The sequence below is a fragment of the Thermobifida cellulosilytica TB100 genome (genome assembly GCF_001517975.1).
In the GTDB taxonomy this organism is placed as follows: Bacteria; Actinomycetota; Actinomycetes; order Streptosporangiales; family Streptosporangiaceae; genus Thermobifida; species Thermobifida cellulosilytica.
This window is the reverse complement of sequence record NZ_KQ950181.1, coordinates 47,625-67,521: the sequence shown is the minus strand read 5'-3', so window position 1 is coordinate 67,521 and position 19,897 is coordinate 47,625. Positions and strand designations below refer to the sequence as shown.

16 protein-coding genes are annotated in these 19,897 nt (G+C 71.4%); 9 read left to right on the top strand and 7 right to left on the bottom strand.

The window, feature by feature from the left end; translation table 11 throughout:
• Position 1 precedes the first annotated feature (1 nt).
• Positions 2 to 1,222: an arginine deiminase gene (locus tag AC529_RS06590; RefSeq protein ID WP_068754719.1), complete on the bottom strand. Its 1,221-nt coding sequence runs from the start codon at positions 1,220 to 1,222 to the stop codon at positions 2 to 4.
• 134 nt (positions 1,223 to 1,356) lie between these two features.
• Here AC529_RS06590 and AC529_RS06585 point away from each other — a divergent pair, with 134 nt between their 5' ends.
• Positions 1,357 to 2,259, top strand: a complete 903-nt coding sequence (locus AC529_RS06585; RefSeq protein ID WP_068754717.1) for an EamA family transporter — start codon at positions 1,357 to 1,359, stop codon at positions 2,257 to 2,259.
• 44 nt (positions 2,260 to 2,303) lie between these two features.
• Here AC529_RS06585 and AC529_RS06580 read toward each other — a convergent pair whose 3' ends face one another.
• Both AC529_RS06580 and AC529_RS06575 read right to left on the bottom strand, forming a co-directional pair.
• The gene (locus AC529_RS06580; protein WP_068754715.1) at positions 2,304 to 2,858 is read right to left on the bottom strand and encodes a PIN domain-containing protein; all 555 of its coding nucleotides are present in this window, start codon (positions 2,856 to 2,858) and stop codon (positions 2,304 to 2,306) included.
• A gap of 1 nt (position 2,859) precedes the next feature.
• Complete coding sequence (locus tag AC529_RS06575; RefSeq protein WP_068754713.1) at positions 2,860 to 3,309, bottom strand: helix-turn-helix domain-containing protein; 450 nt, start codon at positions 3,307 to 3,309, stop codon at positions 2,860 to 2,862.
• 258 nt (positions 3,310 to 3,567) lie between these two features.
• Here AC529_RS06575 and AC529_RS06570 point away from each other — a divergent pair, with 258 nt between their 5' ends.
• Positions 3,568 to 4,623, top strand: coding sequence for a COX15/CtaA family protein (locus tag AC529_RS06570; protein WP_068754710.1), 1,056 nt, complete (start codon positions 3,568 to 3,570; stop codon positions 4,621 to 4,623).
• On the opposite strand, the gene AC529_RS06565 is transcribed toward AC529_RS06570, so the two are convergent.
• Positions 4,580 to 5,902 carry a PrsW family intramembrane metalloprotease gene (locus tag AC529_RS06565; protein ID WP_068754708.1) on the bottom strand — a complete coding sequence of 441 codons (1,323 nt, stop codon included), beginning with the start codon at positions 5,900 to 5,902 and terminating at the stop codon, positions 4,580 to 4,582. The genes AC529_RS06570 and AC529_RS06565 overlap by 44 nt on opposite strands.
• An 81-nt stretch (positions 5,903 to 5,983) precedes the next feature.
• On the bottom strand, positions 5,984 to 6,661 hold the full coding sequence (locus AC529_RS06560) for a TetR/AcrR family transcriptional regulator (protein WP_068754706.1): 678 nt from the start codon (positions 6,659 to 6,661) through the stop codon (positions 5,984 to 5,986).
• Between the two features lie 219 nt (positions 6,662 to 6,880).
• Here AC529_RS06560 and AC529_RS06555 point away from each other — a divergent pair, with 219 nt between their 5' ends.
• The 3 genes from AC529_RS06555 to AC529_RS06545 all read left to right on the top strand — a co-directional run bounded on the left by AC529_RS06555 (position 6,881) and on the right by AC529_RS06545 (position 10,757).
• Positions 6,881 to 8,407, top strand: a complete 1,527-nt coding sequence (locus tag AC529_RS06555; RefSeq protein WP_068754704.1) for a long-chain-fatty-acid--CoA ligase — start codon at positions 6,881 to 6,883, stop codon at positions 8,405 to 8,407.
• 5 nt (positions 8,408 to 8,412) lie between these two features.
• Positions 8,413 to 9,588, top strand: coding sequence for an acyl-CoA dehydrogenase family protein (locus tag AC529_RS06550; protein ID WP_068754702.1), 1,176 nt, complete (start codon positions 8,413 to 8,415; stop codon positions 9,586 to 9,588).
• A gap of 302 nt (positions 9,589 to 9,890) precedes the next feature.
• Positions 9,891 to 10,757, top strand: a complete 867-nt coding sequence (locus tag AC529_RS06545) for an SAM-dependent methyltransferase (protein ID WP_332307042.1) — start codon at positions 9,891 to 9,893, stop codon at positions 10,755 to 10,757.
• 21 nt (positions 10,758 to 10,778) lie between these two features.
• On the opposite strand, the gene AC529_RS06540 is transcribed toward AC529_RS06545, so the two are convergent.
• Positions 10,779 to 11,414, bottom strand: a complete 636-nt coding sequence (locus tag AC529_RS06540) for a class I SAM-dependent methyltransferase (protein WP_068754700.1) — start codon at positions 11,412 to 11,414, stop codon at positions 10,779 to 10,781.
• Between the two features lie 189 nt (positions 11,415 to 11,603).
• A complete protein-coding gene (locus AC529_RS06535; RefSeq protein WP_068754698.1) occupies positions 11,604 to 12,581 on the bottom strand; it encodes a heme o synthase in 978 nt (325 codons plus the stop codon).
• 517 nt (positions 12,582 to 13,098) lie between these two features.
• Between AC529_RS06535 and tkt the strand changes: the two genes are divergently transcribed.
• From tkt to zwf, 4 genes are all read left to right on the top strand, one after another.
• Entirely contained in the window at positions 13,099 to 15,219 is a 2,121-nt protein-coding gene (gene tkt / locus AC529_RS06530) for a transketolase (protein ID WP_068754695.1), read from the top strand.
• Between the two features lie 60 nt (positions 15,220 to 15,279).
• The gene (gene tal, locus AC529_RS06525; protein ID WP_068754694.1) at positions 15,280 to 16,386 is read left to right on the top strand and encodes a transaldolase; all 1,107 of its coding nucleotides are present in this window, start codon (positions 15,280 to 15,282) and stop codon (positions 16,384 to 16,386) included.
• Positions 16,387 to 16,540: 154 nt separating this feature from the next.
• Entirely contained in the window at positions 16,541 to 18,175 is a 1,635-nt protein-coding gene (locus tag AC529_RS06520; protein WP_068754692.1) for a glucose-6-phosphate isomerase, read from the top strand.
• 103 nt (positions 18,176 to 18,278) lie between these two features.
• A complete protein-coding gene (gene zwf, locus AC529_RS06515) occupies positions 18,279 to 19,808 on the top strand; it encodes a glucose-6-phosphate dehydrogenase (RefSeq protein WP_068754689.1) in 1,530 nt (509 codons plus the stop codon).
• The last annotated feature ends 89 nt before the right edge of the window (positions 19,809 to 19,897 follow it).

The window sequence follows — 19,897 nt, the reverse complement described above, 5'->3', positions numbered from 1 at the left end:
CTCAGCCGTCCCGCTCCAGCGGGCAGGTCATGCAGTGCGGCCCGCCGCGCCCGCGGCCCAGTTCGTTGCCCGGGGTGGTGATGACCTCGACGCCGTTGGCCCGCAGGTAGGCGTTGGAGGAGACGTTGCGCTCGTAGGCCAGCACCACGCCCGGCTCCAGCGCGAAGACGTTGCAGCCGTCGTCCCACTGCTCGCGCTCGGAGGAGAAGACGTCCTGGGTGGGGGTGAGCACCTTGATGTCGTCGACCCCCACCGCGGCGGCGATGGCGCGGTGCATGTCCTCGGGCGCGTGGTCGGTGATCTTCAGCTCCTTGTCGCTGTCGCCCGGCTCGATCGTGTAGGAGGGCAGCATGCCCAGCCCCGCGTACTTGGTGAAGACCCCGTGGTCCACGTTGGTCATGACGGTGTCCAGGTGCATGACGGCACGCGCCTTGGGCATCCAGATGCCCAGGATGCGCCGGGCGCCGCCGCGGGCGAACAGCTCCCGCGCGAGCAGCTCCACCGCCTGGGGCCGGGTGCGCTCGCTCAGCCCGACCAGCACCGAGCCGTTGCCCACCGGCATGACGTCGCCGCCCTCGATGGTGGCGGGGGCCCAGGCCACCCCCGGGTTCCACACCTCGAAGTCGGCCTCGGCGAACATCGGGTGCCACCGGTAGACCGCCTCGTAGAGGGTGGTCTCGCGCATGCGGGCGCGTCTGCGCATGACGTTGATGGACACCCCGCGGCCGATCCAGCTCGAGGTGTCGCGGGTGAAGATGAGGTTGGGCAGCGGCGGCAGCACGAACGCGTCCAGGTCGAGGGTGTGGAACCACACCGACCGGGGTTCGGGGACCCGGTCCAGCAGCTCCCGCTTGGTGATGCCGCCGACGAGGAAGTGGCGCAGCTCGGCGGCGTCCATCGCGTCCAGGCAGTCGCGGATGGCGTCCAGGGCCATGGGGCCGTAGAAGCGCTCGTCCAGCACGTGGTCGAGGATGAAGGTCTCGGCCTCGGGCACGCGCAGGGTCTCCTCCAGCAGATCGCCGAACACGTGCACGGTCACGCCCCGGTCGCGCAGGTGCTGGACGAACAGGTCGTGCTCCTCCCGGGCGCGCTCCACCCACAGCACGTCGTCGAAGAGGAGCGCGTCCTTGTTCCTCGGGGTCAGACGCTGCAGTTCCAGGTCCGGCCGGTGCACCAGGACCTGGCGCAGGCGGCCGATCTCGGAGTCGACACGGAAAGCCACGACTGCCTCCTCACCGTCCGGATCTCGGGCCGTCGCCGGCGTTCCGGACCACACGACGCGATTCGACCACGCACCGAATGCCTTCCCTCCAGTCCCTTCCCCCACTCCCGCCCCCGCCCTCGTAGGATGACTGGATGACCGGCGACTCCCTTCGACGTTCCGCGCCGGGGCCGCTCGCCCGTACCGCGGCGCTGGCCCGCACCGCGGGCGGTGCCGTCCCCCCGACCTGGCTGGTCGGCGTGAGCATCCTGTCGGTGCAGCTCGGCGCGGGCGTGGCCAAGAACCTGTTCGCGGTGCTGCCGCCCGGCGCCGTGGTCTGGCTGCGCCTGCTCGCCTCCGCCCTGGTGCTGCTGGCTCTCGCCCGGCCCGCGCTGCGCGGCCGCAGCCGCTCCGACTGGCTGGTGGCGGTCGGCTTCGGGGCGTCGCTGGCCACCATGAACTACGCCATCTACGAGTCGTTCGCCCGCATCCCCCTGGGCGTGGCGGTGACCATCGAGTTCCTGGGGCCGCTGGCGGTGGCGGTGGCCGGGTCGCGCCGCTGGAGCGACCTGGTGTGGGTGGCGCTGGCCGGGACGGGAGTGGCGCTGCTGGGCTGGGGCGAGGGCGGGGTGACCCTCGCGGGGGCGGCGTTCGCGGTGCTGGCGGGGGCTGCCTGGGCCGCCTACATCCTGCTCAGCGCGGCCACCGGCCGCCGCTTCCCCGGCGCCTCCGGACTGACCGCGGCCTCCGTGGTCGGCGCGCTGCTGATCGCCCCGATCGGGATCGGCCAGGGGGGCGCGGACCTGCTCGAACCGAAGGTGCTGCTGTTCGGGCTGGTCGTGGGTCTGCTGTCCTCGACGATCCCCTACTCCCTGGAGTTGCGGGCGCTGCGCCGCATCCCGCCGCGGGTGTTCGGCATCCTGATGAGCCTGGAACCGGCCGCCGCCGCGCTGGTGGGCCTGGTGGTGCTGGGCGAGTTCCTCACCGCCGCCCAGTGGGCCGCGGTGGCCTGCGTGGTCGCCGCCAGCGTGGGCGCGACCCGCTCCGCGCGGGCCTGAGCCCGCCCGAGTCCGTGGCCCTTCCGACAGCGGCGGGGCAGCCCCTATTCCGAACGGAGTTCCGCGACGGCCTGGACCAGTCCGCTGCGTTCGAGGCGGGACAGGACGTCACCGACGGTTCCGGGGGGATTGCGCCAGGAGTCAGCGATCTGCTGGGCACAGGACCAGACGACTTTCCGGTCCAGGTGGATCTGGTCGACGACGAAGTCGTCGGGGCTCTTGGCCTCAATGTCCCAGTCCGCCAGTACAGACCGAGGGAAGTCGCGGAGATTCGACGTGACAATGACCTGGGCACGTGCCCGGATCGCCGCAGCGAGAACATGCCGGTCATCGGAATCGGGAAGCTGCAGTGACTCGATCAGTGGCTCGTAGCCGGTGACAAGGCAGTCCCGGACCGCGGCGAGCATGAGTGTACGCGTGCGATCGAGTGCCTCCGGCGGGATGTCCGGTCTGTCTCTCCGAAGGTTCCTGAAGACCTCGTCGAGGATCTGGTGAGTCCACTTGGCTTGGACGAGACCGGCTTGAGCCACTCTGATGAGAAGATCACGCAGTGTGCTCGGATAGAGGACGCTGGCGTCGTAGACCACGACGAAGGCCATGTCAGTCGAGCCCCAACTCCCTGTTCAAGGCCGACAGCTCGTCAGCGGCCTCGCGTCTCCGTTGGTCGTCACGGCGCATGTAGTCCAACAGGGAGTCGGCCCGCACCCGACGATGTGTCCCCACCTTCCGGTACTCGATCTCTCCGGCGTTGAGCAGACCGATGAGGTGCGGCCGCGAAACGTTCAGCAGGTCTGCCGCCTCCTGGGTGGTCAACTCGGCGTGTGCGGGAACGATGGAGACCCCCCGTCCGGCCGCCATGTGAGCGAGCACCCCGGCCAGCAGTTCCAGCGCCGCACGGGGCAGGACCAACTTCTCACCGTCGTCCTCGACGACAACCGGAACGATCGACGGATTCTCCGGATGGTCCTGCAGATACCGGCGGACACGGGGCAGGGCGTTCCGAGCGATTCGTACGTCATCCGCTCCGGGGCGGGACGACAGCGCGACCATGCTTCCTCCTCACCCGATCAGGTGACCAACCATCCCCTGTAAACGCATTATCCGAAACAGACGAAGTAAACGCAACAGCGTGCGTCACCTTTCCGCCTCCTCAGCTGCCGACGCCCCCTGCCCAGGCCCCGAGGCCAGCGTGGGCGCGACCCGCTCCGCGCGGGCCTGAGCCCGCCCGAGGGGTCCCGTGTCGCAGCAGCTCACCGCTGGTACGGACCCCGGCCGAAGCCTCGCCGGCCCTCTACTACGATCTGTCGTATGACAGCCTCTCCCCGGTCTGTCGCGCTCGCGGCGGACGACATCACGATCCTGAACCTGCCGCTGTGGGCGTGGCAGGTGGCGTTCTGCGTCGTCGGCGTGGTGGCGCTGGCGCTGTTGGCCCGCACGATCTGGCATCCCACGACCGCGTCGCTGCGCTGGTGGGCGCTGGGCAACGTCGTCGTCAACTCCGGGATCGCGGTGACCGGGGCGACGGTGCGCGTCACCTCCTCGGGACTGGGCTGCTCGGAGTGGCCCAAGTGCACCCCGGAGAGCTTCGTGCCGGTGGGCACCGGCCACTCGGCGTTCCACGCGGCCATCGAGTTCGGCAACCGCACCCTGACGTTCCTGGTGCTCGCCGTCGGAGTGATCGTGCTGGTGGCGACGGTGCGCATGCGGCCGCGCAGGCGCGACCTGCTCGTCATGGCCGCCCTGGTGCCGGTCGGCGTGTTCGGCCAGGCGGTCGTCGGCGGCATCACGGTCTGGAGCGACCTGCACCCGGCCTCGGTGGGCGCGCACTTCGTGCTGTCGGTCCTCGTGGTGATCCTCACGATGGCCTACTACGTGCGCTGCCGCGAGCCGCAGGGGAGGCTGCGGCCCACCGTGGGGCCGCTGCTGCGCCTGACCGCCACCGCGCTGGTGCCGGTGGGCCTGGTCCTCATCGTCGCCGGTGTCGTGGTCACCGGAACCGGTCCGCACGGCGGCGACGCCGCCGCTCCCCGCTGGGACTTCCCCCTGGAGTCGGTGACCCGCGTCCACTCGCTCCTGGCGTGGCTCACCACCGCGCTGACCGTGGCGGTGCTCGTCATGGCGCTGCGCTCGGCGGCGCCCCGCCCGGTGCGCGTCCAGGCGTGGCTGCTGCTGGCCGTGCTGCTCGCCCAGGGCGCGCTCGGCTACGCACAGTACCTGCTGGGCCTGCCCGCCTGGATGGTCGTGCTGCACGTGCTGGGTTCGCTGCTGACCTGGACGGCGATCCTGCGGCTGTACTACGCCACCGCCGAGCGGGTGGCCGTCACCAGCCGGGCCGCTGCGGCGGCCCCTGCTGCGACCCCGTAACGGGGGGCTGCTGCGGCAGGCCGCCGCGCTGGGCGTGCGCCTGGGCGATGACGTGCTGGAAGTCCGCCCGCCGCAGGAACCCGGAGTCGGTGGGCTGCGGCGCCCAGGCGGGCGCCACGGGACGGGCGGCGCGGCCCAGGAACGCCTCGCGGGCCATGTGCATGAGCGCCAGGATGGCGTCGCGCCGCTCCCACCAGGCGGGTACCGCCACGCCGCGGTCCAGCCGCCGGTGCAGCAGGGCGAGTTCGGTGGCGGCCAACTGGTAGTCCTCCATCGCCCGGCGTCCCCGGCTCCCGGCGGCGTGCCGGGCCCAGGCGCGTGCCCGCTTGCGTCCCCCCATGGTGCTGAGCATCTGGATGTCCGCCGGGGTGACCAGGCCGGTGGGGATGTAGGGGGGCAGGTAGGTGGCGATGGCCGCGACCTGGCGGTGACGGTCGCGCACTGCCACCACGATGAGCGCCACCAGCACGCAGAACAGCAGCGCGTAGACCACCCCCAGCCCGGTCCAGCCGAACGCGGTGGAGCCGTTCCACAGCGCGTGCAGCACGACCGCGCCGGTCCAGCCGAGCACCGGCATGAACAGGCGGCCCACCCCGCCCGCGTGGGTGGCGGCGTAGGCGACCCCCAGCCCGGTCATCGCGGTGTAGAGGGGGTGGCCCAGCGGCGCGATGACGCCGCGCAGCACGAAGGTGAGGGCGAACCCGGCGGCCCCCTCGGTGAACAGGGCGTCGAGGAAGTAGGAGACGTTCTCCACGAAGGCGAAGCCGGTGGCGACCATGGCCGCGTAGATGATGCCGTCGGTGGCCGTGTCGATCTCGTTGCGGCGCCGCCACAGCAGCAACAGCAGGGCCAGCCCCTTGGCGCTCTCCTCCACCAGCGGCGCCCCCACGGCGGCGCTCAGGTAGCCGCCCAGGTCCTCTCCGAACACCGGTACGGTGTACAGCTCCATGCCCAGGGTGTTGAGCACGAACGAGGAGAACACGGCCACGCCGGCGCCCCACAGGAAGGCGAACAGCAGGACCGAGGCCGGCTCCGGCTCCAGCCGGTCCAGCAGCAGGATGAGGGGGACCAGGACGGCGACGGGGATGACGGCCGCGGCCAGGCTGACCAGGAATGCGGTCACTCCCGCGCTCCCGGCCCCGGCGAAGCCGCTGAGCAGCAGGTAGCCGAGCATCAGCACCATGCACAGGATGCTGACCACGATGCCGACGATCAGCCCGACGGAGTGGCGTCCGGGCGTGCGACCTTCCAGGATCGCTTTGGTGTCTAGGGGGCGCATGGTATTGGAGCGTAACCGCTGGAGGCGACGGTGCCGAGAGGCGGGAGCAGGTGAGACCGCTTCCGGTCCGCCCGGCGGCCGTCACTCCCCGCCGTCGGCGCCGTCCGGCCCCGGGGGGACGGGCCCGGAGTCGGTCCTCTTCCGGGGGTAGAGCGCCTCCAGTCCGGTGAGGAACGCGTTCAGGGCCAGTTCGAAGCTGTCGCGGTCGATCCGGGCGGCGAGTTCGGGCAGGCGGTGGGCCTGCGAGAGGTTCGGGTAGCGGTCCTGGTAGACGCGGGCGTCGGCGTCGAAGCCGCGGGCGAAGGAGTTGATCGCGGCGCCGACCACCAGGTAGCGGATGGACGCGCCGATCATGGTGGCCAGCCGGGCGGGCCAGCCCGCGGAGACGAGGCCGCCGTGGATCGCGTCGGCGCGGCGCAGCGCCTCTTCGCGGCGGCCCGGCCCGGAGGCGATGAAGGCGACCATGTTGGGGTGGGCGGCCAGGGCGTCGCGGTAGGAGCGCGCCCACACGGTGAGCCCGCGCTTCCAGTCGCCGTCCTTGAAGCCGGAGACGTCGATGCCTTCGGTGATGCGGTCGACGACGTCGTTGAGCAGCTCCTCCTTGGTGCTGTAGTGGCTGTACAGCGACGGGGCCTGGACACCGAGCTCCTGGGCGAGCTTGCGCATGGACAGCCCCTCCAGGCCGTCGCGGTCGACCAGGACCAGCGCGGCCTCCTGGATGCGCATCCGACTCAGCAGCGGTGTCCTGGGTCGAGCCACAGCAAACCCCGTCCTTCCCCTCGTGACCGGCGCTCCCCCGTGTGGGCGCTCAGCTCGGATCGCCTCAAGTATCGGCCAGGAACGAGGACGGGACGGCATCCCGGTCGGTCTTCACAAACCGAACACTGTTAGATTAAATGTGACGTGCGACTCCCCATCACCCGGTCTGCGGTGTCTCCCGCCGCACCCGAGGGCCAGCCGTACCGAAGGAGCACCCCCATGCGACTCTCACTCGCCACGATCCTGGCCGAAGCCGCGCGTCGCCACCCCGAACGGACCGCGCTCATCGCCGACGGCACCCGAATCGCCTACGCCGACCTGTGGCAGGACTCCCTGCGCCACGCCGCCGCCCTGCACTCCCTGGGCGTGTCCCCCGGCGACCGGGTCGCCCTGCTCGCCGGGAACGTCGCCGACTTCGTGCGCTGCTACTACGGCATCCTCGCCGCGGGCGCCACAGTGGTGACCATCCCGCCGATGCTCAGCCCCAAGGAGGTCTCCTTCCTCCTCGCCGACACCGGGGCGCGCCTGGTCCTGGCACAGGGCCTGTTCGCCGGACTGGCCGAGGCCGCCGTCGCGGAGGGCGGCGCCCAGGTGCGCACCGTCGGGGCGCCGGACCGCCCCGACGCCCTGGAGCCGCTCGTCTCCTCCAGCGAGCCGCTGCCCTCCTACGTCTCCCGCTCCCCCGACGACATCGCCGTGATCTTCTACACCAGCGGCACCACCGGCGTTCCCAAGGGCGCCCTGCTGACCCACCTCAACCTGGTGATGAACGCCACCGTCAACGCCTTCGACGTGCACCCCATGAGCGGCGAGGACGTCGTCATGGGCTCCCTGCCGCTGTTCCACACCTTCGGCCAGTCGGTGGCCCTCAACACCACCTTCCGGGTCGGCGCCACCCTGATCCTGCAGGAGCGCTTCGACCCGGACCAGGCGATCCGGATGATGCACGAGTACGGCGCCACCATCTTCGACGGCGTGCCCACCATGTTCGTCCGCCTGGCCGAGGCCGCGGCCCACCACACCGAGCTGCCCTCCCTGAGGTTCTGCGTCTCCGGCGGCGCCTCCCTGCCCGGGGCGGTGCTGAGCCGGTTCGAGAAGGCGTTCTCCACCACCATCTACGAGGGGTACGGCCTGTCGGAGACCTCGCCCACGGCCAGCACCAACCAGATGCTCTACGGCGCCCGGGTCGGCTCGGTCGGCCACCCCATCTGGGGCGTGGAGGTGGAGATCGCCCGCCCCGACGTCGAGGGGCGGATCGAGCTGCTGCCCCGGGGCGAGCGGGGCGAGATCGTGATCCGCGGCCACAACGTCTTCGCCGGCTACCTCAACCGTCCCGAGGCCACCGCGGAGGCGATGGTGGACGGCTGGTTCCGCACCGGCGACATCGGCTTCATCGACGCCGACGGCTTCATCCACATCGTGGACCGCAAGAAGGACCTGATCATCCGCGGCGGCTTCAACGTCTACCCGCGCGAGGTGGAGGAGGTCCTGCTGCGGTTCCCGGGGGTTTCCCAGGTGGCGGTGATCGGGGTGCCCGACGCCGAACTGGGTGAGGAGGTCTGCGCGGTGGTGGTGCCCGAGCAGGAGGGCGCCGTCGACCCCGCGGAGCTCCAGTCCTGGGCACGCGAGCGCCTGGGCAAGCACAAGTACCCGCGCAGAGTGGAGGTCGTGGCCGAGCTTCCACTGGGTCCGAGCCTCAAGGTACTCAAGCGCGAGCTGCGTAAGCGCTTCGGGGGAAAGAGTTAGGGGACATGGTCGACTTCGCACTGACCGAGGAACAGCGGGAGATCCGCAACTGGGTGCGCACCTTCGTCGAGCGCGAGCTCATGCCGCTCGAACAGGAGGTGCTGCGCCGCGAGCGCACCGGTGAGGGGCACGGGCTGACCCCCCAGGAGCTGCACGACCTCCGCCAGCTCGCCAAGAAGTCCGACTTCTGGGGGATCCAGACCCCCGTCGAGTACGGGGGCATGGGGCTGGACGCGGTCACCACGGCACTGGTGGAGATCGAGCTGGGGCGCACGTTCGTGCCGTTCAGCTTCGGCGGCAGCGCCGACAACATCCTCTACCACGCCAACGAGGAGCAGAAGCGGCGCTACCTGCTGCCCACGATCGCGGGGGAGCGCAGGTCCTGCTTCGCCATCACCGAGCCGGGCGCGGGGTCGGACGCCAAGGCGATCCGCACCCGGGCGCACAAGGACGGCGACCACTGGGTGATCAACGGGGAGAAGACGTTCATCACCGGCGGCAACGAGGCCGACTTCGCGATGGTGTTCGCCGTCACCGACCCGGAGAAGAGCGCCGACGGCGGGGTCACCTGCTTCCTGGTGGACCGCGAGGCGGGATGGCGCTCCGAGCCCATCCCCACCATGGGCGAGTGGGGTCCGGCCTCCCTGGTCTTCGACAACGTCCGGGTGCCCGAGTCCAACGTGCTCGGCGAGGTCGGCCAGGGCTTCGCGCTGGCGATGCAGTGGATCGGCCGGGGCCGCTACCTGCTTCCGGCGCGCGCCCTGGGCGCCTGCGAGCGGCTGCTGACCATGGCCATCGACTACGCCAACACGCGCGAGACCTTCGGCAAGCCGATCGCCGAGCGCCAGGCCATCCAGTGGATGATCGCCGACTCCCAGGTGGAGATCGAGGCGCTGCGCCTGCTGGTGCTCAACGCCGCCTGGCAGGTGGACAACAACCGGGACTCCCGGCACGCCCAGTCCATCGCCAAGCTGTACGGCGGTCTGAAGGCCAACGAGATCGTCGACCGGGTGCTGCAGATCCACGGGGGCATGGGCTACACCCGCGAACTCCCCATCGAGCGCTGGTACCGGGAGCTGCGGCTGCTGCGCATCTACGAGGGGACCGACGAGATCCAGCGCCGCACCATCGCACGCGACCTGCTCAAGGGATACGTGAAGGTGGGTGCCACGCTGGGCTGAGCGAGGGCGGGAGGGGCGGCCGCACGGGGCCGCCCCTCCGGCCTTCCGTCACGGGAACCCCGCAGTCCACAAACCGCCAAAAACAATGACATACTCCCCATAGGGGACACCAGAGAATCCAGGGAATAAAATTCTTTACCCGAAACGAAGACTTCGGAATTTCTGCCCCCAGAAGCCCGCCCCAGAGCCATTCCCTTCTTCAAATACCTGGTTTTCCCGACCATTCCTCCGTCCTGTCCGTATAGTCAATGTCGGTCATAGGAGAATCTCTGCGGACAGGGCACTCTGGAGGACAAGACCCCGTGGCAGACCACGCCTTCTTCGGGTACTCTCAGGAAACTGAACCTATTCCGGACATCGATCTGAGCGTTCCCACGGTGGCACGCACCTACGATGCGCTACGGGGCGGAAAGGACAACTTCGAAGCCGACCGCATGGCGGCGCAGATCATCGAATCCATCAATCCGTGGGCAAAAGTCCTGGTCCGCCAGAGCCGCAGATTCCTGTCCCGCGCGGTGGGGCACGTCGCGGGGGTCCTGGGCATCGACCAGTTCATCGACGTGGGGTCGGGCATGCCGACCATGGAGAACACCCATCAGATCGCGCAGCGCCACCTCCCCCACGCGCGGGTCGTCTACGTCGACACCGACCCGATCGTCCTCGCCCACAGCCACGCGCTGCTGGCCGACCACGTGCTGACCACGGCCGCCTCCGGCGACGTCCGCGACGTCGACGGGATCCTGGGCTGCCCCGAGGTCAACCGGCTGCTCGACCTCGACCGGCCGGTCTGCCTCATGCTGGTCAGCCTGCTGCACTGCATTCCCGACTCCGACGACCCGTGGGGGCTGGTGTGCCGCTACTTCCACCGGCTCGTCCCCGGATCGGTGCTGATCCTGTCCCACCTGGCCTCCGACGACGACGCGGCGGCCCAGTCGCTCACCACCTGCATCCGGGAGCTGGGGATGCCGTGGGGGCACGTGCGCAGCCCCGCAGACGTGGAGCGCCTCTTCGCCGGCCTGGAGCTGCTCTCCCCCGCCGTCGACGACTCGGTCGCCCCGATGCCGGTGGACTGCCACACCTGGCGCAACGAGGACGCCGCCCCGACCCCCCGCCCCGCGGACCCGGACCAGAAGATCTGGGAGCACGCAGGCGTGGCCGTCAAGCCCTGACGCCGTCCCGGCCCCGTCCGGTCACCCGGCCGGGGCCGTGTCCTCCGGGCCTGCGGCGGGCCGCCGCAGCACGGCCACCAGGAAGTCGGAGTCCGCGGTGAAGGGACGCAGGTCCCAGGTGGCCAGCCGCAGGTCGACGACCAGCCCGGCCTCCGCCGCGTCGGCGAAGAACCGGTCGAACGGGTAGCCGCGGCCCGCGCCGAAGCCCACCACCACCCGGCCGTCCGCCCGCACCTGGGCGCCCATCCTGCGCAGTACCTCCACCTCGGTGCCGGGTGCCAGGAAGGTCATCACGTTGCCCGCGCAGACCACCGCGTCGAAGGGCTCCTCGCCCTGTTCCACCAGGTCGAGTTCTGCCAGGTCGCCGACCCGCCAGTCGGCGCCCGGATGGTCCTCGCGCGCCGCGGCGATCAGGTAGGGGTCGATGTCCACGCCCACCACGCGGTGACCGCGCACGGCCAGCTCGCCGCCCACGCGCCCCGGTCCGCACCCCGCGTCCAGGACCCGCGACCCGCGTTCCAGCATCGCGTCGAGCAGTCGGGCCTCGCCCGCCAGGTCCCGCCCCTGCGCGGCCATGGCCCGGAAACGCTCCACATACCAGCGGGAATGCCCGGGATTCTCCCGGACCCGGGCCTCCCATCGGGTGATCCGTCTCATGGCCCCAGCCTCTCAGCCGTGTGCCGCCAGCGCCCGAGCAGGTGGCCTCCTCCGCCGACCGACCCGCGGAGGCAGAGACGCGGACGCTGGTGCTGCCGGCTCAGGCGGACCGGGCCCGCCTGGGCCGCCCGGGAGCGCACACGGAAACGGGAGGCCCGGAGGCCTCCCGTCGCCGTGTCGGCAGTCGGCTCAGCCGAGGGCGTTGGCCAGCAGCGGGTCCACCGTCACCGCGACGAACAGCAGGGCCAGGTAGGCGTTGGACAGGTGGAAGAAGCCCATCGTCTTGAGCTTGGCCCCGGTCACGCCACAGCGGACCTGGTGGTAGAGGCGGTGCGCCTGGGCCAGCAGGACCGCGCCCAGCACCGCGGCGGCCGCCGGGTACAGCAGCGTGGTGTCGGCGACCGGCCACAGCAGCAGCGAGACCGCCACGGTCGCCCACGAGTACAGGACGCACTCCAGCATCACCCGGCGGTCGCTGGCCACCACCGGCAGCATGGGGACGTTCGCGGCGGCGTAGTCCTCGCGGTAGCGCACGGCCAGCGCCCAGGTGTGCGGCGGCGTCCAGAAGAACACCACCAGGAACAGGATGAACGGCGCCCAGTCGAGGCGTTCGGTGATCGCCGCCCAGCCGATGAGCACCGGCATGCAGCCCGCGATGCCGCCCCACACGACGTTCTGGGCGGTGCGGCGCTTGAGCAGCAGGGTGTAGACGAAGATGTAGAACGCGATCGCGAACAGCGACAGCGCCGCCGCCAGCCAGTTCACGAACACCACGAAGCCGATCGTGGACAGCGCCGCCATGACCAGCCCGTAGATCATCGTGCCGCGCGGGGTGACCTGCTGCATGGCCGTGGGCCTGCGGCGGGTGCGCCGCATCGCGCGGTCGATGTCGCGGTCGATGTAGCAGTTGATGGCGTTGGCGCTGGCCGCCGACATGGTGCCGAACACCAGCGTGGCCAGGGCGGTGCCCAGCGGCGGGACCCCCTGGGCCGCCACGAACATCACCGGGATGGTGGTGATCAGCAGCAGTTCGATGACCCGCGGCTTGGACAGCGCGACGTAGGCGCGCACGTAGGCGCCGAACGAGGAGGAGCGGGGCGCGGCCTCGGGAACGTCGGTTGCCGCGTCGGTGCCGGGGGCGGCGGAGGAGCGGTCGAGAAGCGTCATGGCCGCCGCCGTATCCAGGCCGCGCGCCACTTCGCCGTTCTCGGCTGCTGCTCGGGTCGCCGGCCGTGCGGCGCGGAACGCACGGCCTCCACCCGTTCTACGGACACAGACACGCTCAAACCTCGAAAGAACTGGGAGTCAGGGCATCAGTTGTTCATGGCTGCTCACCACGGGACGCGCGTCGCGGTGCGGCGCTGGTGACCCCTCGCGCACCTGGCAAAGGCGCACGATACCGTCAACGACAGAGTGTAGTGCTAGGCCTCGACGGGCTCTCACCGGGGCCGTTACACCGCGCAGCGCCGACTCCCTAGGCCAGTGATTCGACGCGGGGGTTTCGACGATAGGGTCTGGGTTAGTCACCAGCCCTCGGGTGTCCGTCACCGCGACACGCATCCCTGTGTGCGGTGTGACCGCCCCGCGGACCTTCGGGTGCGGGTCACGGTGAACCCACCCTTGTTCTTCCGGCCACCATGTCTGCGCACTGGCCTGGATGCGCGAAAGGAGCCCTGAAGCCCGCGTGAACATCGGCACCCCGAAGACCTTGGAATGGTCGGAGCTGGACCGGCGTACCGTCGACGTGGTCCGCGCCCTGGCGATGGATGCGGTCGAGGAGGCGGGTTCCGGCCACCCCGGAACCGCGATGAGCCTGGCTCCCGCAGCCTACCTGCTGTTCCAGAAGGTGATGCGGCACGATCCGAGCGAGCCGACCTGGGTCGGCCGGGACCGCTTCGTGCTGTCCTGCGGCCACTCCAGCCTGACCCTCTACATCCAGCTTTACCTGGCCGGCTACGGTCTGAGCCTCGACGACATCAAGCGGCTGCGCCAGTGGGGCAGCCTCACTCCCGGCCACCCCGAGTACGGGCACACCGCCGGGGTGGAGACCACCACCGGCCCCCTGGGGCAGGGCATCGGCAACGCGGTCGGCATGGCCATGGCCGCACGCCGCGAGCGGGGCCTGTTCGACCCCGACGCGGCCCCCGGGGAGAGCCCCTTCGACCACTACATCTACGCTCTGTGCTCCGACGGCGACGTCCAGGAGGGCGTCAGCCACGAGGCGAGCGCCCTGGCCGGCACCCAGAAGCTCGGCAACCTGATCGTGATCTGGGACGACAACCGGATCTCCATCGAGGACGACACCCAGATCGCGTTCACCGAGGACGTGGTCGCCCGCTACGCCGCCTACGGCTGGCACGTCCAGGAGGTCGACTGGGTCGGCGAGGACGGCTACCACGAGGACGTCGCGGCGCTGTACGACGCGATCCTCGCGGCCCAGGCCGAGACCGAGCGCCCGTCCTTCATCCGGCTGCGCACCATCATCGGCTGGCCCTCGCCGAACAAGCAGAACACCGGCGGCATCCACGGCGCCGCGCTGGGCGCCGAGGAGGTCGCCGCCACCAAGCGGGTGATGGGCCTCAACCCCGAGGCGCGCTTCGACGTCCCCGACGAGCTGCTGGAGCACGCCCGCGGCGCGGTGGCGCGGGGACGCGCCGCCCGCCAGGAATGGGAGGGCGCCCTGGCCAAGTGGCGTGAGGGCGCCGGCGAGCGGGCCGCGCTGTTCGACCGGCTGTCGGCGGGCACCCTGCCCGACGGCTGGGAGAAGGCCATTCCGACCTTCGAGCCCGGCGGCAAGGGCGTGGCCACCCGCAGCGCCTCGGGCAGCGTGCTGAGCGCGATCGCGCCGGTGCTGCCGGAGCTGTGGGGCGGTTCGGCGGACCTGGCCGGCTCCAACAACACCACGCCCAAGGGCGAGCCGTCGTTCATCCCCGAGGAGCGCTCCACCAAGGCGTTCTCCGGGCACCGCTACGGCCGGGTGCTGCACTTCGGCGTGCGCGAGCACGGCATGGGCGCGATCCTCAACGGCATCGCGCTGCACGGCCCCACCCGCCCCTACGGCGGCACGTTCCTGGTGTTCAGCGACTACATGCGCCCGTCGGTGCGGCTGGCGGCGCTGATGAAGCTGCCGGTGACCTACGTGTGGACGCACGACTCCATCGGCCTGGGCGAGGACGGCCCCACCCACCAGCCGGTGGAGCACCTGTGGTCGCTGCGCGCCATCCCCGGCCTGGCGGTCGTGCGCCCCGCCGACGCCAACGAGACGGCGGTGGCCTGGCGCACCATCCTGGAGCGCGGCGACGGCCCGGCCGCGCTGGCGCTGACCCGCCAGGCGGTGCCGGTCCTGGACCGCTCCGAGCTGGCATCGGCGGAGCTGACCGCCCGCGGCGGCTACGTGCTGGCCGAGGCGAGCGACGGACGGCCCCAGGCGATCATCATCGCCACCGGAAGTGAGGTGCAGATCGCACTGGAGGCGCGTTCCCGGCTGGAGGAGTCGGGTACGCCCACCCGTGTGGTGTCGATGCCGTGCCTGGAGTGGTTCAACGAACAGGACGACGCCTACCGCCAGCAGGTGCTGCCGCCGTCGGTCCGGGTGCGCGTCTCGGTGGAGGCCGGGCTCGCCCTGGGCTGGCGCGACCTGATCGGCGAGGCGGGCGAGTCGGTGAGCCTGGAGCACTTCGGCGCCTCGGCGCCCTACGCGACCCTGTACGAGCAGTTCGGGATCACCCCCGACCGGGTGGTGGCGGCGGTCCACGCCAGCATCGCCAAGCTCGGCGGCGACCGGGGATCGACGACCGGCAACTGACCGTTCGGGGAGGGTCGCCGCATGCGGCCCTCCCCGCATCTTCGAGGAGTACGAGAAGCGATGGGCAGCCCACTTCAGCAGCTCTCCGACGCAGGCGTGTCCGTCTGGTTGGACGACATCAGCAGGCAGCAACTGCGCAGCGGCGGCCTGGCCGCGCTGGTCGCCGAACGCGGCGTCGTGGGGGTCACCTCCAATCCCACGATCTTCGCCAAGGCCTTGTCCGAGGGCGACGCCTACGACTCCCAACTGCGCGACCTGGCGGTGCGCGGGGTGTCGGTGGAGGAGGCGGTGCGCTCCGTCACCGCCTACGACATCCGCTGGGGTGCGGACGTGCTGCGCCCGGTCTACGAGGCCAGCGGCGGCGTGGACGGCCGCGTGTCGCTGGAGGTCGACCCCCGCCTGGCGCGCGACACCGAGCGGACCCTCGCCGAGGCGCGGGCGCTGTGGTGGCTGGTGGACCGGCCCAACCTGATGATCAAGATCCCCGCGACGGTCGAGGGCCTGCCCGCCATCACCGCCGCCCTGGCCGAGGGCATCAGCGTCAACGTGACCCTGATCTTCTCGCTGGAGCGCTACCGGGCGGTGATGGAGGCGTTCCTCGCCGGCTTGGAGCAGGCCCGCGAGGCCGGCCGCGACCTGTCCTCGATCCACTCGGTGGCGTCGTTCTTCGTCAGCCGGGTGGACACCGAGGTGGACGCGCGGCTGGCGAAGATCGGCACCGAGGAGGCGGTGGCGCTGCGCGGCAAGACCGCGCTGGCCAACGCCCGGCTCGCCTACGCCGCCTACGAGGAGGTCTTCTCCGGCGAGCGGTGGGCCGCGCTGGCGGCGGCCGGGGCGCGTCCGCAGCGCCCCCTGTGGGCGTCCACCGGCGTGAAGGACCCGGAGCTGCCGGACACCCTGTACGTGACCGAGCTGGTCGCCCCCGGCACGGTGAACACCATGCCGCGGGCCACGCTGGAGGCGGTGGCCGACCACGCCCGGATCACCGGCGACACGGTGCGCGGCAGTTACGAGGCAGCGCGCGCCCACCTGGACGCGGTGGAGGCGGTCGGCGTGAACCTGGCCGACGTGGTGGAGAAACTGGAGGCCGAGGGCGTCGACAAGTTCGTCACGTCCTGGGAGGAGCTGCTGGAGCGCGTCTCCCAGCAGCTCGCCGCGCACTCCTGAGAATTCACTTTCTCCTCCGTTCCACCGCCATCAGCCTTTTTGCCGGAACGGGGCGACGGAGCCCCCGCCCATCCCCTCTCTCCGAATTCCATTCGGTGCCGCGGACGGCAACAATTGCAGTGACCGTGTGCGAGAAGAGGAAGGACCAATCGCCTTGAGCAGCGATCAGGTACAGGCCGGGGGCCTCACCGTCACCCTGCGCGGCGCGGTGCGCGACGCGGCCCAGAGCGCGCTGGAGAAGCTGCGGGCCGACAGGGTGGCGTCCCGGCTGGCCGCCAAGGACGCCACCCTGTGGGGGCCCGCGGCCGAGCCCGAAGCGTCGATCCGGCTGGGCTGGGTGGACCTGCCGGAGCGCTCGCGGGCTCTGCTGCCGCAGATCGACGAGATCGCGCGGGCCAAGCGCGAGGCCGGACTGGACCGGGTGGTGCTGGCCGGCATGGGCGGCTCCTCCCTGGCCCCCGAGGTGATCGCCGCGAGCCGGGGAGCCCGCCTGGTCACCCTGGACACCACCGACGCCCAGCAGGTTCGCCGCGCGATCGAGACCGACCTCGAGCGCACGGTCGTGGTGGTCGCCTCCAAGAGCGGCGGGACCATCGAGACCGACAGCCACCGCCGCGCCTTCGAGCAGGCCTTCACCGACGCCGGCATCGACCCGGTCGAGCGGATCGTCGTGGTCACCGACCCGGGCTCGCCGCTGGCCGAGCTGGCCGCCGAGCGCGGCTACCCGACGGTGCTGGCCGACCCCAACGTCGGCGGCCGCTACAGCGCGCTCAGCGCGTTCGGCCTGGTGCCCAGCGCGCTGGCCGGAGTGGACGTCGCCGCCCTGCTGGACGAGGCCGCCGCCCTCGCCGCCACGCTCGCCGAGGACACCAACCCGGCGCTGGTGCTGGGCGCGGCCCTGGGCGGCTTCGGCGGCCACGACAAGGTGGTGCTGGCCGGCGACACCCCGGTGGGCCTGGGCGACTGGATCGAGCAACTGGTCGCCGAGTCCACCGGCAAGGACGGCGTCGGCCTGCTTCCGGTGGTCGTGGAGGGCACCTCCGCGCCCGGCTTCACCCCCGGCCCCGACACCCACCTGGTGGTCTACGGCGAGACCGAGCCGCAGGCGCCCGAGACCGCCGACACGGTCGTCACCGGCCCGCTCGGCGCCCAGTTCCTCGCCTGGGAGTACGCCACCGCGGTGGCGGGCCGCCTGCTCGCCATCAACCCGTTCGACCAGCCCAACGTGCAGGAGTCCAAGGACAACACCAAGGCCCTGCTGGAGTCGTCCGGCAGCGGCGACCTGCCCACCGGGACCCCGCTGCTCACCGACGGCGCGGTCGAGGTGTACGCCTCCGAGGCGGCCGGACTCGCCGACGCCAAGGACCTCTCCTCGGTGTTGCAGTCCCTGCTGCGGTCGGTGCCCGAGGACGGCTACCTCGCGGTGATGGCCTACCTCGACCGCGACGCGGCGGGCGACGGGAACGCCGCCGCGCTGCGCTCCGCCCTGGCCGCGCTCACCCCGCGCCCGGTCACCTTCGGGTGGGGTCCGCGTTTCCTGCACTCCACCGGGCAGTACCACAAGGGCGGCCCCGCCAACGGGGTGTTCGTGCAGATCACCGGGGACGTCGCCGACGACCTGGCGATCGCCGGCAAGCCGTACTCGTTCTCCCGCCTGCAACTGGCCCAGGCGCTGGGCGACTTCAACGCGCTGGCCGAACGCTCCCGTCCCACGGTCCGCCTGCACCTGCGCGACCGGGCCGCGGGCCTGGAGGCGCTGACCCGGGCGCTGGGCGACCTTCGGCCCTGACCCGTACGCTCCGGCGCCGCCGCGGTCCGCGGCCGCGGCGGCGCCCGCCGGACCGGCCGCGATCCCAACCCGACAGGAGGACGGCGACGTGAGAGAACCGGTGATGCCGGGGGCGGTCCCCAACCCGCTGCGCAGCGCGCTGGACCGGCGGTTGCCGCGTATCGCGGGCCCCAGTGTGCTGGTGCTGTTCGGGGTGACCGGCGACCTGTCCCGCAAGAAACTCCTGCCCGCCATCTACGACCTGGCCAACCGGGGTCTGCTGCCGCCCGGCTTCGGCCTGGTGGGCTTCGCCCGCCGCGACTGGGCCGACCAGGACTTCGCCCAGGTCGCCCACGACGCCGTGCGCACCTACTCGCGCACCCCGTTCCGCGAGGACGTGTGGCGCCAGCTCAGCGAGGGCTTCCGGTTCGTGCCGGGAGAACTGCACGACGACGAGGCGTTCGACGCGCTGGCACGGTCCGTGCGGGAGCTGGACGCCGTCCGGGGCACCGGCGGCAACTACGCGTTCTACCTGTCGCTGCCTCCGAAGCTGTTCCCCACGGTGCTCACCCAGTTGAAGCGGTGCGGGCTGGCGCAGAGCACCGGCGACTCCTGGCGGCGCGTCGTCATCGAGAAGCCGTTCGGCCACGACCTGGCCAGCGCCCAGGAGCTGAACGCGATCGTCGACGACGTCTTCCCGCCGCACGAGGTGTTCCGCATCGACCACTACCTGGGCAAGGAGACCGTCCAGAACCTGCTGGCGCTGCGGTTCGCCAACACCCTGTTCGAGCCGATCTGGAACCGGTCCTACATCGACCACGTGCAGATCACGATGGCCGAGGACATCGGGGTGGGCGGACGGGCCGGCTACTACGACGGCATCGGCGCGGCGCGTGACGTCATCCAGAACCACCTGCTGCAACTGCTGGCGCTGGTGGCGATGGAGGAGCCGCTGTCGTTCACCGCGGACGCGATCCGCGCCGAGAAGGTCAAGGCGCTCTCCGCGGTGCGGCTGCCCGAGGACCTGGCCACCGGCACGGCGCGCGGCCAGTACGCCGCCGGGTGGCAGGGCGGCGCACGGGTGGTGGGCTACCTGGAGGAGGAGGGCATCTCCCCCGACTCCACCACCGAGACCTACGCGGCGGTGAAGCTGGGCGTGAACACGCGCCGCTGGGCGGGCGTGCCGTTCTACCTGCGCACCGGCAAACGGCTGGGACGGCGGGTCACCGAGGTCGCGCTGATCTTCCAGCGCACCGCCAACCAGGTGTTCGACCACGTCGTCACCGAGGAGCAGGGCGCGAACTCGCTGGTGATCCGGATCCAGCCGGACGAGGGCGTGACCCTGCGGTTCGGCTCCAAGGTGCCGGGCCCCACCATGGAGGTGCGCGACGTCAGCATGGACTTCAGCTACGGCGCGTCCTTCACCGAGGCCAGCCCCGAGGCGTACGAGCGGCTGATCCTGGACGTGCTCATCGGCGACCCGCCGCTGTTCCCCCGCCAGGAGGAGGTGGAGCTGTCGTGGCGGATTCTCGACCCCATCGAGGAGTTCTGGGCCAAGAGCGGCCGTCCCGAACCGTACGAGGCGGGCACCTGGGGGCCCAGGTCCGGACACGAACTGCTGGCCCGCGACGGCCGCCAGTGGCGCAGGCCGTGACGCGGGACAGGCCGCGCGTCCCGGGCCGGGTCCGGGACGCGGGGCGGCCGTTGCGCCCGCTGCCCGTCGGCCGCCCGCGGGCGACCACC

Excerpts from the sequence above, each read along its gene's own strand:
- zwf (WP_068754689.1), top strand. The coding sequence starts at position 18,279 with ATGCCGGGGGCGGTCCCCAACCCGCTGCGCAGCGCGCTGGACCGGCGG.
- AC529_RS06585 (WP_068754717.1), top strand. The coding sequence starts at position 1,357 with ATGACCGGCGACTCCCTTCGACGTTCCGCGCCGGGGCCGCTCGCCCGT.
- AC529_RS06550 (WP_068754702.1), top strand. The coding sequence starts at position 8,413 with ATGGTCGACTTCGCACTGACCGAGGAACAGCGGGAGATCCGCAACTGG.
- AC529_RS06565 (WP_068754708.1), bottom strand. The coding sequence starts at position 5,902 with ATGCGCCCCCTAGACACCAAAGCGATCCTGGAAGGTCGCACGCCCGGA.
- tal (WP_068754694.1), top strand. The coding sequence starts at position 15,280 with ATGGGCAGCCCACTTCAGCAGCTCTCCGACGCAGGCGTGTCCGTCTGG.
- AC529_RS06555 (WP_068754704.1), top strand. The coding sequence starts at position 6,881 with ATGCGACTCTCACTCGCCACGATCCTGGCCGAAGCCGCGCGTCGCCAC.
- AC529_RS06570 (WP_068754710.1), top strand. The coding sequence starts at position 3,568 with ATGACAGCCTCTCCCCGGTCTGTCGCGCTCGCGGCGGACGACATCACG.
- AC529_RS06575 (WP_068754713.1), bottom strand. The coding sequence starts at position 3,309 with ATGGTCGCGCTGTCGTCCCGCCCCGGAGCGGATGACGTACGAATCGCT.
- AC529_RS06535 (WP_068754698.1), bottom strand. The coding sequence starts at position 12,581 with ATGACGCTTCTCGACCGCTCCTCCGCCGCCCCCGGCACCGACGCGGCA.
- AC529_RS06540 (WP_068754700.1), bottom strand. The coding sequence starts at position 11,414 with ATGAGACGGATCACCCGATGGGAGGCCCGGGTCCGGGAGAATCCCGGG.
- AC529_RS06580 (WP_068754715.1), bottom strand. The coding sequence starts at position 2,858 with ATGGCCTTCGTCGTGGTCTACGACGCCAGCGTCCTCTATCCGAGCACA.